A 15777-nucleotide genomic window follows, 5' to 3' on the forward strand; every position below is an offset into this window, starting at 1 on the left:
ACTTCTTGGATTAATAAGTGGGTTAAAAATGGCGTTAAATGATCGCTTTGTCCCACAGCCCATATCGATTGTGCATTTTTCCTTTCGGTAAACTCAATATGATAAGTAAGACTGCGCAGATAAAACTAGATGCAATGCTGATAGTATCAACACCGTAAACAAAAGGGGTGACAAACAATGCAGTTCCTAACGGGATGAGTGCATATCTCACTGCTCTTCCTGTTTCGGCAAGTGCTGTAACTACCACCGTGATGACTAGCGCACCAATGAGATGATCAGCATTAGCCATCTCACCTTCTGCCCCAAGAGTCATTCGGGTAAACATAAGCCATAAACCAATGGGTAAGCATAAAACTAAATTGGGCGGAAAGGTTACGCCCCCACCCACTAAGTCTTTTATAATAGTGCCTACTGGTCGTTCGAATTCAGAGCGCTCTACTTTTTCAGCACTTCCGTCATCCGTATCACCGGTGAATAAAATCCTCAAAAAAGGCCGACCTTGCTTTTTGCGGCGATATAAAAACTCTGATGTCGCCACAAGTTCATCCAAAGAATACGGGATCTGAATTAACATGGCGGCTGCTGCAATCAAACACAGGGTGCACCAAGTCCCCAATAAGATGGGCTGAATAATGATAAAGAAGATTGAGATAGCGCCCAGTGGCACTATCATGATCCCGAAAAGCATGACTAACCACGGCATGGTTCGCCAGCGCCGCGTAGAGCCCATTATCCCAGTGATAATTTCAAGTGCATAAGTCATTGCCCCAAGACCAGCATCCGGAACTGGCCATGCTTGTGAAAAAGAGGACGTGATAATTTCCTCGGTACCATTTTGAGGATCAGAGGCAAGTCCAGTAAAAAAAGGGTCCCAGATAGCATCAATGTGACCAAGTTGGTAAGCACATAGATAACGTGAAATAAAAAAACCGACAAAGGCTAAAACAATAACGGGCAACCGCTGCAACCAGCCTGATGGGTTGAAATCCCATCCTGTCGGTATGGCTGGGCCTGTTTCTGCAGCGACGTTCGCCACCCCAGGTGTCGGTCGAGAACACACCGCAAAGCCCAGTATCAACATACCTACTAACGTGTCATTTAAATACCCTGCGGCGCTAGGTGCCCAAAACACAAGCGGAGCAAACAATAGCCAAAAACCAACCAACCCGGCTCCCCAACGGGCCCATCCCATCCGCCAAGAAAGGGATAAACAGGAAAAAACCATTAACCCAATTGCGCTTACATAGTTACTGACACTCATGGCTTGTGACTCGTAGCCTAAAATTGACGGTGCGCTCAATAACCAAAAAGCCAGACCTATATTCAAAAAGTGAGCCCACAAAAAACGTTGATGCTCAGCGCGGTAATGTTTTTCATACTGTTTTCGCACCGTATGCGAATTTTTCTCCTTTTCTCGACTCATTTTTATCCAGTCCGGTGGCGTAATTCCATTTTTCTTGTACCAAGCGGACGGATCAGACTTTAAGTTGTTCGTTAAGGTGGCTAGTTTGTCGTAAATGTTATGTTTAGGCTGCCAATCGAGTTGCTCTTTAGCGCGGGAAATATCGAGATGGTAGTGTTGCGAAGCCAAATCGATCATAAAGGGCTTAATAAATGGTTTTTCCCCCTGATCAATCGCATCAGGCACCACAGGCTCGCTTTTTACTTGCAGCCAAGCGCCGGCTTTAGCAACAAAATCGGGTACATTGATGGTATTCCACTGTGACTCGCCGAATAATAAGCTGCCAATCCTATTTTGTAGGGCTTGATAGCTCATCACGTCATCCTCACCTGCAAGCAATACATGCTCTTTGGGAAGTGTTTTACGACGCTCAATGACTTTTTCAAACACATCTATCATGTCTTCTTGGTGAATAAATGACTGGCCAGCCATCAGGTCACCGGCATAAACGTGACTTTTCATATCCCGTTCATACACTCTAGCGATTTGTTGAGATAACGTCGGTACTGCCGTTTCATCGTCGTATAAACCTGCAAGGCGCAATATGCTATAGGGCATGTCACCGTTGTTCTCTATAATGACCTTTTCCGCGCAGGCTTTCGATTTGGGATATTCCCAGGCTGGCTCGACGGGTGTACCTTCAGCCACTTTTTGCCCTGGCACGCCCGCCTTATGTACCAACATAGTGGAAGAATAAATGAACCGTTCGACGTTAAAATTATCCAATGCACTTAAAAGGCGCTTGGTCCCCTTAATATTAACCTGTTCGTATAACGGATTAGGCTTACCTGTAAAATCGAAATATGCAGCTAAGTGCACGACTGCAGCGATATGTTTTCCGTGTTTCTCACGCATTTTATACATAGCTAACTCAATTGAATCGTCCGACGTGAGATCGCAAATATAGTTTTCATCTGTGTATTCACATTCGTCTCTGTCCAAACCTATCGTAGTGTAGTTAGGGTTAAGCTGTTGACAAATGTGTGTTCCGATGTTTCCAGACGCTCCCGTTATTAGAACAATTGGTTTACCATCTTTTTGAGCAATCATTTCATTTTCCATTAAGGCATTCCCGCGATATGACAGAATAAAAAATAAAAAAGCGTGCAGTTAGTTTGCCATATATGCATCACGCTATTTTAACTGCTGCTCGCACCTTGGAGTGTAAAGTCTGTTGGGCTCATCAGACCAATAGTCTCTGTGCAGCCTGCTAGCTTCATCGTTAATCGCACAGTTTTTATAAGCAATATTTTCGCTAATCGGTAATTTTTTACACACCAGAAACCACTCTGGTTCAGTATGCAATGACGCTCATATTTCGGTATACATGCAACCTTGAGACTTGAAGTAAAGCTTTGGGTTATTTCGAAAACAAAAAATCCTAGTTCGGTAGTAAAAAACGTTGAATAAACTATTGATGTGTCGGCCGTTACTACCACTAAATGACGTCAAGTACAGCCACTTATGCGCTTACATGTTCCTACATGAATTTTGCGCAACCTAAATCGATCAGTAAGACTTCAATTTTTTGCCATTTCGCTCGCAACGTTTTGCACTTAAAGACCACATATAAAACAAATAAATTGAAGGTAAAAAGAATAAACTGAATAGTTTTCTATCGATAATTGATTACCATGCTGGGTCAACCAAAAAACGGACAGTATTTATGCACCCTTGCCCAAAAGTTTTAATCATACATTTAAGCAAATTAGTGATCGCCAGTATTATTTTAATTTACTCTTCCTTAGCGTATTCAAGTCAATTTAATGTGTTGCTTTTCACCAAAACGGCTGGATGGCACCACAAGTCAATTAATGGTGCCGTACGGGCCATTGAGCAACTTGGCAACAAACATCATTTTAGTGTTGATTGGCAAGAGGATGCTGGTTTGATATCTGATAAGAACCTACAGCAATACGATGCAATCATTTTTCTTTTAACGTCTGGTGATATTCTAAACAGCCAACAGCAAGGAGCGCTGCAGCGATTTGTCCAATCAGGTAAAGGATTTGTGGGGATCCACAGTGCATCGGATACAGAAAAGGACTGGCCATGGTATAGCCAGCTTATTGGTCATGTTTTTAAAATTCATCCAGAAATTCAAAGTGCTCAGTTAAATGTGTTAAGCAGAAATTTTCCTGGCCTTGAATACTTCCCTGATTCCGTTTTGTGGACAGATGAATGGTATGAGTTTGGCCCACCTCAAGTGGACAATTTAACCTATTTGCTATCTGTAGATGAGCGTACGTTTAAGCCTGATGCAAAGTGGAATGAAAACATAGGTAAAGGCATGGGCGCATTCCACCCCATTGCTTGGTATCACGAGTTCGATGGTGGACGAGCGTTTTATACCGCATTGGGCCATAAATCCATTGCCTATCAAGACAATGCGTTTTTACAGCACATATATGGTGGTATATATTGGGCAGCAACCGGCAAGGGAATCTTAATTGCCCCATAAATAAAAGGTACTTAATAAAATGCAGCAAAGTACGATCTGGTCAGCGCGACACTTTTCACAGCAAATTCAACGTGATGGCGATCACCGCTCACCGTTTCAGCGTGATAAAGCACGGATCCTACACTCTGCTGCTTTTAGGCGTTTACAAGCTAAAACACAAGTATTAGGCGTTGGTATGAGTGATTTCTACCGTACCCGCCTAACCCACTCATTAGAAGCGTCACAAATTGGTCAAGGAATAGCAGCACAACTTCGCCGTAAACAGCCTGAACTAACACAAAGTTTAAATTTAAACGATACCTTGATAGAAGGCTTGTGTTTGGCCCATGACATTGGGCACCCTCCTTTTGGTCACGGCGGAGAAGTAGCTTTACATTACATGATGCGCGATCACGGTGGCTTTGAGGGTAACGGGCAAACTTTTAGGATCGTGACCAAGCTAGAACCTTACACCCCTTCCCATGGAATGAACTTAAGTCGTCGAACCTTGCTTGGTCTTGTAAAATATCCTCATTTTATTCCTTCTTTAACCAACATTAAATCAGCAGCACAGCCGAGCGAGGTCGCCCTCTCTCATCGAAATATCAAGGCGTCTGATTGGGTACCTCCTAAAGGCTTGTACGAGTGCGACAGGAACATGTTCAACTGGTTAATCGAGCCACTTTCACAAGACGACCGGGAGTTATTTTGCCATATCGTCACAAGTACATCTGACGAGCGACAGCACAAAACAAAATTCAAATCCTTTGATTGTTCGATTATGGAGCTTGCAGATGATATTGCTTATGCGATACATGACTTAGAAGATGCGATTGTCATGGGAATTGTAAATTTACAGCAATTTGAAGCACAAATTGTTGAGCCAATAGAAGCCCTAAGTGACACTTGGCTATCAGGGCATATTTCCATGCTAGCGAAAAAATTGTTTAGTCAACATCATCACGAGCGCAAAGACGCCATCGGCGCTTTGGTCAATAGCTTTATCACCCATATCGATATCGCACGCACAGATCCTGCTTTTCAGAACGATTTGCTAAAATATAACGCGGTGTTTCCAGCTGAATATGAGCAGGCATTGGCGCTTTTTAAACAGTTTGTATTTAAACAAGTTATTCGTAAACCTGAAATCCAGCTACTTGAATACAAAGGGCAACAAGTGGTCATGGCGCTATTTGAGGCTTTTGCCTCCGATCCTGAGCGTTTGTTACCTGAAAACACCCGTCAACGATGGCTGACAGCGCAAAACGACAATAATGGCATGCGGGTTATTAGCGATTACATCGCTGGCATGACGGACGAATTTGCCTCTCGTTTGTACAGTAACCTGTTTATTCCTAAAAGCGGGGCGAGCCCCGACAGCATTGGCATTTAGCGGTCAATTAAAAAACAATTGAAATTTTTGGTCTTAATTCATTGTCTTAAGTACTAATCAATATGGTTAATTAAGAATAAAGGCCACTATGTTAATTAAAATTCCGAAAACAAGCGCAGCCAAAGAAAACCAAATCACCGAAGAAAGCGTGTATCACAGACGCCGAGATATCATAAAGTCTATGGGCTTTGTGGGGGCATCTTCGTTGCTTGGCAGCACCTCAGCTCAAGCAAGCTTTTTTGGGAATGATGACAAACCCTTTGAGACGCGAGCTCTTGATTATGCTGCTGACGCCAAACAGGTCAGCACCAAATTAACCCCTGAAGAAAAAATTATAACCCACAATAATTTTTATGAATTCGGTACTGGAAAATCCGATCCGGTAGAAAATGCGCAACAATTTAAGGTTAATCCTTGGCGGCTAAGCATTGAAGGTTTAGCAGAAGCTCCCTTCTCTCTCGATTACGACGATTTGTTCAAACAATTCCCGTTAGAAGAAAGAGTCTATCGCTTACGCTGCGTTGAAGCTTGGTCAATGGTGGTACCTTGGATTGGTTTTTCGCTAGGTGCCTTGATTAAAAAAGCTAAGCCTTTAAGCTCAGCAAAATACGTAGCGTTTGAAACCTTGTATGACCCCAAACAAATGCCAGGCCAAAAGAATCGATTTGCCGGCGGAGGTATAGATTATCCCTATGTTGAGGGACTGCGTATTGACGAAGCGGTTCATCCACTCACCTTGTTATCTGTAGGATTGTATGGAAAAACACTTCCTCCTCAAAACGGAGCACCGATAAGGCTGGTGGTTCCTTGGAAGTATGGGTTTAAAAGCATCAAATCAATTACCCGGATCCGTTTGACAGATAAACGCCCTCCTACCAGTTGGAACCGACTTGCGCCAAACGAATACGGCTTTTATGCCAACGTCAACCCCACTGTAGACCACCCCAGGTGGAGCCAAGCCAGTGAAAGGCGTATCAGTGGCGCAAGCTTGTTTGCAAGAAATAGAATTGATACCCAGATGTTTAATGGTTACGACGAGGTCGCACCTTTGTACGATGGCATGAATTTAAGAAAAAACTTCTAATGGCAAGTCCCTCCGCATTAAAGCTTAAACCAAACCATCTTTTTTGGGTGAAACTGATTATACATATTGCAGCCCTAGCACCTTTGTGTTGGACGTATTATCAAGCCTTTACTGATAACTTAGGGGGGGACCCCGTGACGGCGCTATTGCATTTTACCGGCTTAGGCGCGTTCAAATTATTAATACTTTCATTGCTCATTACCCCCTTAGCCCGAGTCCTCAAACAAGGGTTGTTGATAAGATTACGCCGGTTAATTGGCTTGTATAGTTTTACCTATGCCTTTGCGCATTTCGCTAGTTACATATTATTCGACTTACAGCTCGATTGGTCATTACTATTGAGCGAAATAATAAAACGCCCCTACATCACTGTCGGTTTAATCGCTTGGCTCATCCTGCTCGCTTTAACCCTCACTTCAACAAAAAAAGCCCAACGCTACTTAGGAAAGAAGTGGCAATCCCTGCACAACTGGGTGTACATCGCCGTTATCTTGGTGTCAGTTCATTTTTTATGGTCCGTCAAATCTGCCATCCTAGAACCTTTGATATATATGCTGATAACCACGCTATTACTGCTGTATAGGCGAGAGAAGCTGAAACGGTTATTTAAGAAAAGCTTAAATAACACGCAAAAAAGATAAAAATAACTTGCATGTGTTTTTATACAGTACTATTGTTACTGCAACTACTGTATAAACAGACAGGTAAAATTACATGGCCAGCGTACACGCAATTTCAGCATCAAAAACAAGTCATTTCGAAAGCGTTTCGGTTTTTAATCAACAGCGCTTGCAGGCGATTCATAGTAATGTGAATAAAGCCAAGTGGTCCTATCTTATTGCTAATAATATTGCGTTTAAAGAGGCGTACTCCCATTGTATTAAACTCAATATGCCTGCAACTGAGCAGCTAGTGATTTGGTTGGAAAGGTTAATTACCGGTGGGCAGTGCGCCAATATATTCGTTGAGCAAGTCGTGTTAGACGAAATGAGTCAGGCGCGTCTGACTCAGCTTTGCATTATGCATAATGTAAATTTGATCAATGTAACAACGCATCAACACGGTGAAGTGGTTAAAGGTCCGTGGCTTGATAGTTAAACCTCAGTCCAAAAAATAAGGATTGTCATCTCACTTTTTTAATAGGTTAATGTAGCTAAAAAATGGATTTGTGCTTCGGTTTTATTCACTGCAGCTGTATTGAAATTTCCTGCGCTAATGCGTTGTTATAAGGTGTATCATTCACCTTTAGTTAAATTAGCAGCGAAAGGAAGCAGTAATAGATTTACTGCACAGTTGAATTAATGAATGTACATCTATGTTTTTGCGGTAGTGAACGTCAGTTTGCACAATGTTGCCAGCCATACTTACAAGGTTTAAGTACACCAAGCACGCCAGAACAACTTATGCGCGCTCGTTATAGCGCTTACGCCTCTGGCCATTTTCAGTTCGTATTAGATACCTACACCCAATCCCAGCGACAAACATTAACCCTTGATCATTTAATTCAAAGTGACCGCGAAACGCAGTGGCTACGCTTAGAGGTGATTGATGCGCTTGTCGACCCAATTAGCAGCACAGGCCAAGTCGAGTTCATTGCATATTACCGCTTTAACAATGAGACATATAAAATGCATGAGCGTTCGACCTTCTACCTCGAAGATAATCTTTGGCGTTACGATAGTGGCACGCTATTCGAAGATTGCGGAATTTATAGACCCAAGCGAAATGACATATGCTTTTGTGGCAGCGGGAAAAAATACAAAAAATGCTGCATAACTTAATATCGGTTTCCCCTGATGGTACCTGCATCGACATAAGAATTAAGCCTTGTTCCATTTGACTTTACCTTATCAACAATGAGAGTCCTTAATTCCTCAACCTATTATGTCTTCTAATTGACTGTTGAAACATAAAAGGATTATTTATTATTGTCTTTCAACCATTCATTTAATAACTTAATTTGCCCGCATTTATAGGCTGCATAGGTTATGCGTAACGCATTAGATAAAAGTTCACTGTCTGACCAGCCTGTTTTGGCTGATAGTTCTCGGTAACTTTCCATACCTTGAGGCGATACATAACCACGCACTTGCTGTTTACCCAGTTCTTTTTGACGTTCTCTGAATCTTCGTTGCTTTTCTGCATTAGCAACCATTTTTGGGTTTTTCATTATGGTGTCATTTATTCCGTATAAAAAGAGATTATTTACTGGTTATCATCCTTTACTATGTCAAAGATGTAAAATAAATCACTGTTCAGAGTTGTTTAGCGTACAACTGTTCGCTAAATTACGTCCTTTCAAATTTTAGACTCGGAATACTATGACAATTAATCAAGGCAGTTTTACAAAAGAAGAGCTATTGGCCTGTAGTCGAGGTGAGTTATTTGGCCCAGGTAACAGCCAACTCCCCGCTCCAAATATGTTAATGATGGACCGTATTATCAAAATATCTGAAGAAGATGGCGAACATGGCAAAGGTGTTATAATTGCGGAGCTCGATATTTCACCAGACCTATGGTTTTTTGCATGTCACTTTCCCGGAGATCCTGTTATGCCAGGATGTTTAGGCTTAGACGCCATGTGGCAACTCGTCGGGTTCTTTTTAGGTTGGTGTGGTGGCCCAGGTAAAGGGCGCGCGCTGGGTGTAGGTGAAGTTAAGTTTTCAGGTCAAATATTACCAACGGCGAAAAAAGTCACTTACAAAATCGACATGAAGCGTGTTATTAAACGTAAATTGTTTATGGGAATTGGTGATGGTGAAGTATCTGTTGATGGGCGCGTAATTTATCAGGCCAAAGATCTTAAAGTCGGTTTATTTCAAGATACCAGCAACTTTTAAATGAGTTGCTTTTGTCTTACGTAAATTAAAACAAAGCCCCGTTAGGGGCTATAATTAACGAGAATGGGGTTAAAACTTGAGGCCGGTATTGCGGTCACCCATGGCCTCTCTCCACCCTCCTAGCCATTCTGAACGTGCTTCTGAAGCTTGAAATGGACATATTTCTTTTGATTTACCGGATATGCCTGCGTTGTACCCTTTTGAATGCGCTCTGGAAAGTTTGTCTCTCTTTTGTCTCTTCATTTAATCGAGTTTCCTATATTACGTAGCTATCTGAAATCGTGCTTAAAATAAGCACGTGTATAGAGATAGTTGATCTCGGATTTTGGTTCAATATTGATTATTTAACATAATGAACAATATGAATTAACTTATTGATTTAAAGACATAAATTCCAATAAACTCATTTCGAATATGCAACGGACTATTTAGCCAAATTTGTAATAAAAATGTCAAATAGGCAGAAAAAAGCCCGCTTAATGCGGGCTCTAAAAGAAGGTGTATTTTTTATCCTTTTATGCGTCTACGAAAGGCCATCATCATTAAGCCCATTATCGACAGAATCCCAAAGCCAGCGCCTTTGCGATCTAGGTTATTATTGTCATTGTCTTGATCACCATCTCCAGGCTCGCTGACATCACAGTCTTCTATCGTGCCGCCGGCGATGGGCTCTAGGCGAACCGCGATGATTTTATCAACCAGCACTTCATCACCGTTACTGTCTAATATTACTTCTCCTAAAACATTCTTAGAAGGTACTCGTACTAATGCTGATGCTGCAACAACACCGTCATCGTTAATACTGGTCGCATTAACCAAAGTATATGCAGAGTTACATTGAATTAAATCATTCATGTTGATGAACTCAGAGGTATTGGTATCGTATCTAAACGCGTGACTTCTTCTCGCAGATACCCCCGTTTCTACCTCACCTCTACCCACAACAATACCAGCATTATTTATACTATTAGCGAAACTAGATGAGCCTAAAAAGAAGTCTTCAGGAAACGTGGTTTCATCTGTGTTGATGTCGTGTACGAAGAATTTGCTACGTGAAATACCATTAACTTGCTTAACGCCAGAGCCAACGACTAATCCACTGTTATTGATGTCTGTTGCAGTGCTAGAGGTAAATTCTTCGTCACTAGTAATACCAGTGACAGTATCGCCTTCAAAAACCGCTGCAAAAGTACGAATGATATTTGTGTCACGATATTCATCTTGTGACTCACCGACAGCGATACCGTTGTCGTTAATAGCCAGCGCCTTGCTTTCGTAACTGTTAGTGTCATCTTCTTCGGGCGTATATAGCAACCCTAGCTCTTTCGTGCTGATGATCTGGCCTTGATTGTCTAACTGCCAAATAACACCACGACGCTGAAAGCTAAACTCAAGCGCTTTTTCACCATTAGTAGACTCGGCTAAATTAATACGACGTAGACACACTTCGACAGGCTCATCACCGCGAACCTCGTCATCGTTACAATTATCTACCGATGTTTGTAATGACGTAGAATTTAAAAGTGTCGTACTGTAACCTGCCACTTGATTGTTGTTATTTACATCATAAGCGATACTCAAGCCCCCTGCCGTATCAGCAATTGGAGGTAATTCAACTGTCGTGTTGTTAACAGTAGCGAATGCTCTATTATAAAAATCATTGACCACAAACGTTAACTCAGTCTCGTCTTCTAGTGTGTAGTCTAATGTATAAAACACATCGAAACTGCTTCCCACCGTCGTGCCCAAATCATTCAAGCCACGTACAATGGTATCGTTGCTAAAGGAGTACTCGTCTGTTTGAGGGTTTAACACGTCAAAGCCAGGAATAAATTGAGTGCTTCCATTTGTTTCCAGATATGCCTGGCGACTGGCAAGTTGCTGAGTCGTTAACCCTTCACGATTTTCAGTGATAAGCGCGTACAGTAGCGTGTAATCAGCATCATTAAAGTTACCGACTTTTGCGGCCTCTATATCGGTTAAATTATCGATTAAGGTCTGAGATTCAAAATTTATTAGCGTTTCATCAAGTGGCGGATTATAGGGCGTGGCTACGTTAAGCGCGATTTGGCCGCCAGCATTGATATCTGTTGGAAAGACATTCAAACCTTTATCATTGCTATCAAGCTCAACTACCGTGTATTGAGCGGCATTGGCGATTGAAAGCGTCAATGCTGAAAGGGCGAATACTGCCAGTCTAGTTTTATTCATTTAAAATCCTGATTACTTTTATATGTTTTATTCAGTTAATGCTTCAAGTTCGTCCCATCTGGCGTATGCCTCACTAAGGCTGCTCTCAGCATCAGCTAGTTGCGCCAATGTCTTAGATGTAACGTCGTTATCTTGCTTAAAAAAGTCTCCATCGCTGATCAGCGACTGCAACTTAGCTATCTCTTGCTCTAACTTGTCGATAGTAATTGGCAATTTTTCGAGTTCAAGTTGCTGTTTATAAGATAACTTTTTAGTTGAATTAGTTTTTGGCTTGGTCTTAGGACTATCACTTTGCTTAGAAGTTTCAGACTTCGTTTTATTCGCTTGTTTAGATACCGCATTGGCGGCGTACCATTGATAAATATCCGCATAACCGCCCACAAACTCCTTAATCTGGCCTTCACCTTCAAAGAACAAACTTGAGGTCACTACATTGTCGACAAATTCTCTATCGTGGCTCACGAGAATAAGTGTACCTTTGTAGTTTCCTAAAATGTCTTCCAGTAACTCTAAGGTTTCGACATCCAAATCATTGGTTGGCTCATCGAGAATCAGTAAGTTATTCGGTTTAAGCATGAGCTTAGCCAACAACAAGCGATTTTTTTCTCCCCCAGATAAAGAACTGACAGGGACATTCACTCTTTCAGGCGTGAACAAATAATCTTGTAGATAGCTTATGACGTGCTTACTGTTACCATTGATATCAACTTCGCGCTTACCATCAGCAATCGCATCAATGACTTTAAGCGATACATCGAGCTGAGATCTGTGCTGGTCAAAGTAGGCTAAATCTATTTTTGTACCACAGCGTACTGAGCCCGAGGTCGGTTCAAGTTGCTCGAGTAAAAGTTTAATCAGCGTACTTTTACCACAGCCATTCGGGCCGATAAGGGCTATTTTATCGCCCCTGAAAACGGTTAAATCTAAATTATCGACGATGTTCTTACTATCAATTTGGTACTGCAGATTTTCAGCTTCAAAAATAATTTTGCCAGAACTCTGCCCTTGCCCAAGCGTTACAACCGCTCTGCCCTGCACTTCACGACGTTCACTGCGCTCGTTACGCAATGCTTTTAATGCTCTTACCCGTCCCTCATTACGTGTACGGCGTGCTTTTACACCTTGGCGTATCCAGGCTTCCTCTTGACTTAGTTTTTTGTCAAACAATGCATTTTGGGTTTCTTCCACTTCTAAATCGTGGGCTTTTTTATCTAAATATTCTTGGTAGTTACCCGGGTAGCTGACTAATTGTCCGCGATCTAGGTCTACAATGCGTGTGGCAACGTTACGAATAAATGCCCTATCGTGGCTGACAAACACCACTGCCCCTTGATAATCAAGAACGGTATTTTCTAGCCACTTGATCATACTGATATCAAGGTGGTTGGTAGGCTCATCGAGCAATAATATATCAGGCTGATTCGCCAGCGCTCGTGCTAACGCAGCTTTACGGCGCCAGCCCCCAGACAAAGATGATAACTGCTGATCAGGGTCGAGTTTTAGTTGTGTTAACACCTGCATTATTTTTTGTTCAAACTGCCACGCATTATGATGGTCGAGCTGTTGCTGAAGCTTTTCCAGCTTGTCCATTTGTGCTTCGCTGTAATCCGTTGCAATCACGTGAGTTTGATGAAAATAAGCTTTAAGTAGCTCTCCGACTTCTGCCATACCTTCAGCGACGTAATCAAATAAGCTGCACTCCACACTTTGCGGCGGATCTTGAGGCAGGCGAGAAATTTTCACCTGGTTGCCCACTAAGCGTTGACCATCATCTAATTTAAGTTCGCCGGCAATGATTTTAAGTAACGTAGACTTTCCGCACCCATTGCGACCAACAAGACAAACTCGTTCACCTGGCTGAATCACTAACTCAACGCCACTTAATAAAGGCGGATGACCAAAAATAATACTGGCATTTTTTAGCTGTAATAAACTCAAGACAAAAACTCTCTTAATTGTTGTTCACCGAAAGGCCAGCCGAGCTCTTGCTCTGTATCTTGGCGTTTCAGTACTGGAATACGAGCGCCGTAAAGGTGGTACAACTCGGTTGAGCTTCTAACGTCGAGTTTAGTGTATTCCACCTCTGGGGCGACATGCTGCAGGATTGCCTGTGCATCGTCACACAAGCAGCAGTCCTTGCCTGTATAGAAAAGTAAAGTGACATTAGACATCAAGCGTAAACACCCAGCAGCCGTGAATTTTAGGGTTACGTTTGAAATCTTCAGGCAGTGTTTTTTGGGTGATGTTTTGGATACGTAAACCCAGCTTACCAACCCCCTCTTCGTCCAATTTAAATTGACGCAGATTATTCGAAAACATAATTTCACCGCCTGGGCGCAAACACTTAACCGCATTGCTTAACAGTGTTAAATGGTCCCGCTGTACATCCCATGTAGTGTCCATACGTTTTGAATTAGAAAACGATGGAGGATCAATAAAAATAAAATCATATTGATTGTTATGACGTTCAAGCCAGGTTAAACAATCCGCTTGAATAAACTCATAGGCGCCTTTCAAGTTATTCAACGCGAAGTTTTCTTTTGCCCAATCAATGTACGTGTTTGACATATCAACTGTGGTCACCGATTTCGCTTTACCTAGTGCAGCGTGCACTGAAACACTGCCGGTATAAGCGAATAGATTTAACACATCTTTGTCTTTGACGCTTTGTTGAACAAGCTGACGGGTAATACGGTGATCTAAAAATAGTCCTGTATCCAAATAATCCGTCAAGTTCAATTTGAATTTTGCGCCGTTTTCAAATACCTCTAGCATCTTCTGCTTTTGCGCTACCTTTTCGTACTGACTCTTGCCTTTTTGCTGGGCTCTGACCTTCATCACTATATTTTCTGAAGGAATATCGAGCACTTGTGGCAAAGCAACAATAACTTCATGTAAACGCCTTTTTGCTTTCGCTTCAGGCACGTTTTTAGGTGCAGCATATTCTTGAACCACTAACCAATCACCATAGCGGTCGATTGCCACGTTATATTCTGGCAAATCTGCATCGTAAATACGGTAACAATTTGTATTCTCGCTCTTAAGCCACTTGTTTAGACGTTTAAGATTTTTTGTTAAACGATTGGCAAAGTCATTATGGCTAAGTGATGTTTCCTTAGTCGTGCAGTTCTTTTCATCTAACACGAAATTAACCAATTGGCACTCAAGTTTGCCATTCATCAATTTGTATTCTTTATTAGCGAACATTTTCATGCTGCGTAATAAATCACGATTAGAAGTCAATAAAGACAGGTTCCACCCTTTAAAATGGGCTTTCAAGCTTGCGCCCCAAGTTTGAAATAAAGGAAGCAAAGCGGTGATTTCACTGAGCCTTTCACCATAAGGGGGATTACTGACCAAGTAACCTGTTGAGGTGCCTTTTGGTGGAATCACTTTGCACGCGTCAATAGTATTAAAGGTAATTGCTGAGAAGATACCTGCCGCATCGGCGTTTTCTTTGGCGATTGAAAGTACACCATGGTCAATGTCACTGGCCAAAATAGTACAATTTGCTTGAACAATGCTGGACTGTGCTTGTGCTATCAGGTCTTGCCACACGCTGGGATCGTGCTGCAACCATTGGCTAAAGCCCCAGCGTTCACGCTTAAGCCCAGGGGCGATATTCGCCGCCATCAATGCCGCCTCGATAGCAATAGTGCCAGCGCCGCACATTGGGTCAACCAAAGGTTGAGTGGTATCTTGCACCCAACCACTACGATACAACATAGCGCAAGCAATGTGCTCTTTTACCGGCGCTAAACCTGTTTTGGTACGATAATGACGCTGATGTAGACTATGTCCTGACAAATCAAGATACACAGTCAACTTATCGCTCCACATTCTACCCTGTATGCGAATATCCGGTTCAATTTTGCTAACAGAGGGGCGTGATTCAAATAACTCGTTGAATTGGTCGACTACCGCGTCTTTGATTTTCAACGCACCGAACTGGCTATTATTGATACAATGACTTGCCCCAACAAAATCAACAACAAAGGTATTATCGATTTTAAAATGCGAAGTCCAGTTAACGCTGCTGGTGATTTGATATACGTCATCAGCGCTGTCCACATGCCCTTCGGCAACCTTTAACATGACTCTGTTAGCAAGGCGTGACCACAAGCAAATACGATAAGCTTGTTCGATATCACCGCTAAATAGCACTTGGCCAGGTTTGGTTTTTACCAACAGTTGCGGACACAACTTTTTTATTTCTTGGGCGAGCAATTCGTCGAGCCCTTTGGACGTAGTGACTAAAAATTCAAACATATACCAACTCAGTTAATTCTTCGGGCGCGATTATACGGGAAATAAAGACATGCCGCATTAAATGCGTAAAATCAATTG

Annotated in this window: 14 protein-coding genes; 7 read left to right on the forward strand and 7 right to left on the reverse strand. The window is 42.2% G+C overall.

Annotated elements, in window-relative coordinates; all coding sequences use genetic code 11:
* Positions 1-34: 34 nt before the first annotated feature.
* Complete coding sequence (locus FX988_RS02675) at positions 35-2524, reverse strand: NAD-dependent epimerase/dehydratase family protein (RefSeq protein WP_160178215.1); 2490 nt, start codon at positions 2522-2524, stop codon at positions 35-37.
* 604 nt (positions 2525-3128) lie between these two features.
* Here FX988_RS02675 and FX988_RS02680 point away from each other — a divergent pair.
* The 6 genes from FX988_RS02680 (at position 3129) to FX988_RS02705 (ending at position 8160) form a co-directional block, all read left to right on the forward strand.
* Positions 3129-3923 (forward strand): ThuA domain-containing protein, encoded by a 795-nt coding sequence (locus FX988_RS02680; protein ID WP_160178216.1) that lies wholly within the window; start codon positions 3129-3131, stop codon positions 3921-3923.
* Positions 3924-3942: 19 nt separating this feature from the next.
* A complete protein-coding gene (locus tag FX988_RS02685; RefSeq protein ID WP_160178217.1) occupies positions 3943-5295 on the forward strand; it encodes an anti-phage deoxyguanosine triphosphatase in 1353 nt (450 codons plus the stop codon).
* Positions 5296-5383: 88 nt separating this feature from the next.
* Positions 5384-6379, forward strand: a complete 996-nt coding sequence (msrP, locus tag FX988_RS02690; protein ID WP_160178218.1) for a protein-methionine-sulfoxide reductase catalytic subunit MsrP — start codon at positions 5384-5386, stop codon at positions 6377-6379.
* Positions 6379-7020 carry a protein-methionine-sulfoxide reductase heme-binding subunit MsrQ gene (gene msrQ / locus FX988_RS02695; protein ID WP_160178219.1) on the forward strand — a complete coding sequence of 214 codons (642 nt, stop codon included), beginning with the start codon at positions 6379-6381 and terminating at the stop codon, positions 7018-7020. The genes msrP and msrQ overlap by 1 nt, the downstream gene beginning before the upstream one ends.
* 73 nt (positions 7021-7093) lie before the next feature.
* Complete coding sequence (locus tag FX988_RS02700; RefSeq protein WP_160178220.1) at positions 7094-7477, forward strand: hypothetical protein; 384 nt, start codon at positions 7094-7096, stop codon at positions 7475-7477.
* Positions 7478-7680: 203 nt separating this feature from the next.
* On the forward strand, positions 7681-8160 hold the full coding sequence (locus FX988_RS02705; protein WP_160178221.1) for a YchJ family protein: 480 nt from the start codon (positions 7681-7683) through the stop codon (positions 8158-8160).
* 137 nt (positions 8161-8297) lie between these two features.
* On the opposite strand, the gene FX988_RS02710 is transcribed toward FX988_RS02705, so the two are convergent.
* A complete protein-coding gene (locus FX988_RS02710; RefSeq protein ID WP_412761919.1) occupies positions 8298-8549 on the reverse strand; it encodes a hypothetical protein in 252 nt (83 codons plus the stop codon).
* Between the two features lie 151 nt (positions 8550-8700).
* On the opposite strand from FX988_RS02710, the gene fabA reads away from it, so the two are divergent.
* A complete protein-coding gene (fabA, locus tag FX988_RS02715) occupies positions 8701-9219 on the forward strand; it encodes a bifunctional 3-hydroxydecanoyl-ACP dehydratase/trans-2-decenoyl-ACP isomerase (RefSeq protein ID WP_007991214.1) in 519 nt (172 codons plus the stop codon).
* Positions 9220-9288: 69 nt separating this feature from the next.
* On the opposite strand, the gene rmf is transcribed toward fabA, so the two are convergent.
* The 5 genes from rmf to rlmKL form a co-directional block, all read right to left on the reverse strand.
* Positions 9289-9462: a ribosome modulation factor gene (gene rmf, locus FX988_RS02720; protein ID WP_160178222.1), complete on the reverse strand. Its 174-nt coding sequence runs from the start codon at positions 9460-9462 to the stop codon at positions 9289-9291.
* 264 nt (positions 9463-9726) lie between these two features.
* Positions 9727-11430: a DUF3466 family protein gene (locus tag FX988_RS02725; protein ID WP_160178223.1), complete on the reverse strand. Its 1704-nt coding sequence runs from the start codon at positions 11428-11430 to the stop codon at positions 9727-9729.
* A 27-nt stretch (positions 11431-11457) separates the two neighbouring features.
* Positions 11458-13368 (reverse strand): ABC transporter ATP-binding protein, encoded by a 1911-nt coding sequence (locus FX988_RS02730; protein WP_160178224.1) that lies wholly within the window; start codon positions 13366-13368, stop codon positions 11458-11460.
* Positions 13365-13601, reverse strand: coding sequence for a glutaredoxin family protein (locus FX988_RS02735; protein WP_160178225.1), 237 nt, complete (start codon positions 13599-13601; stop codon positions 13365-13367). Before FX988_RS02735 ends, FX988_RS02730 begins: the two co-directional genes overlap by 4 nt.
* Positions 13594-15699: a bifunctional 23S rRNA (guanine(2069)-N(7))-methyltransferase RlmK/23S rRNA (guanine(2445)-N(2))-methyltransferase RlmL gene (rlmKL, locus tag FX988_RS02740; RefSeq protein WP_160178226.1), complete on the reverse strand. Its 2106-nt coding sequence runs from the start codon at positions 15697-15699 to the stop codon at positions 13594-13596. Before rlmKL ends, FX988_RS02735 begins: the two co-directional genes overlap by 8 nt.
* Between the last annotated feature and the right edge of the window lie 78 nt (positions 15700-15777).

This window comes from Paraglaciecola mesophila (genome assembly GCF_009906955.1).
GTDB lineage: Bacteria > Pseudomonadota > Gammaproteobacteria > Enterobacterales > Alteromonadaceae > Paraglaciecola > Paraglaciecola mesophila_A.

Coding starts and splice junctions, on each gene's coding strand:
- rmf (WP_160178222.1), bottom strand. CDS start 9,462: ATGAAGAGACAAAAGAGAGACAAACTTTCCAGAGCGCATTCAAAAGGG.
- msrP (WP_160178218.1), top strand. CDS start 5,384: ATGTTAATTAAAATTCCGAAAACAAGCGCAGCCAAAGAAAACCAAATC.
- FX988_RS02710 (WP_412761919.1), bottom strand. CDS start 8,549: ATGAAAAACCCAAAAATGGTTGCTAATGCAGAAAAGCAACGAAGATTC.
- FX988_RS02735 (WP_160178225.1), bottom strand. CDS start 13,601: ATGTCTAATGTCACTTTACTTTTCTATACAGGCAAGGACTGCTGCTTG.
- FX988_RS02680 (WP_160178216.1), top strand. CDS start 3,129: ATGCACCCTTGCCCAAAAGTTTTAATCATACATTTAAGCAAATTAGTG.
- fabA (WP_007991214.1), top strand. CDS start 8,701: ATGACAATTAATCAAGGCAGTTTTACAAAAGAAGAGCTATTGGCCTGT.
- FX988_RS02685 (WP_160178217.1), top strand. CDS start 3,943: ATGCAGCAAAGTACGATCTGGTCAGCGCGACACTTTTCACAGCAAATT.
- FX988_RS02700 (WP_160178220.1), top strand. CDS start 7,094: ATGGCCAGCGTACACGCAATTTCAGCATCAAAAACAAGTCATTTCGAA.
- FX988_RS02725 (WP_160178223.1), bottom strand. CDS start 11,430: ATGAATAAAACTAGACTGGCAGTATTCGCCCTTTCAGCATTGACGCTT.
- msrQ (WP_160178219.1), top strand. CDS start 6,379: ATGGCAAGTCCCTCCGCATTAAAGCTTAAACCAAACCATCTTTTTTGG.
- rlmKL (WP_160178226.1), bottom strand. CDS start 15,699: ATGTTTGAATTTTTAGTCACTACGTCCAAAGGGCTCGACGAATTGCTC.
- FX988_RS02705 (WP_160178221.1), top strand. CDS start 7,681: ATGAATGTACATCTATGTTTTTGCGGTAGTGAACGTCAGTTTGCACAA.
- FX988_RS02675 (WP_160178215.1), bottom strand. CDS start 2,524: ATGGAAAATGAAATGATTGCTCAAAAAGATGGTAAACCAATTGTTCTA.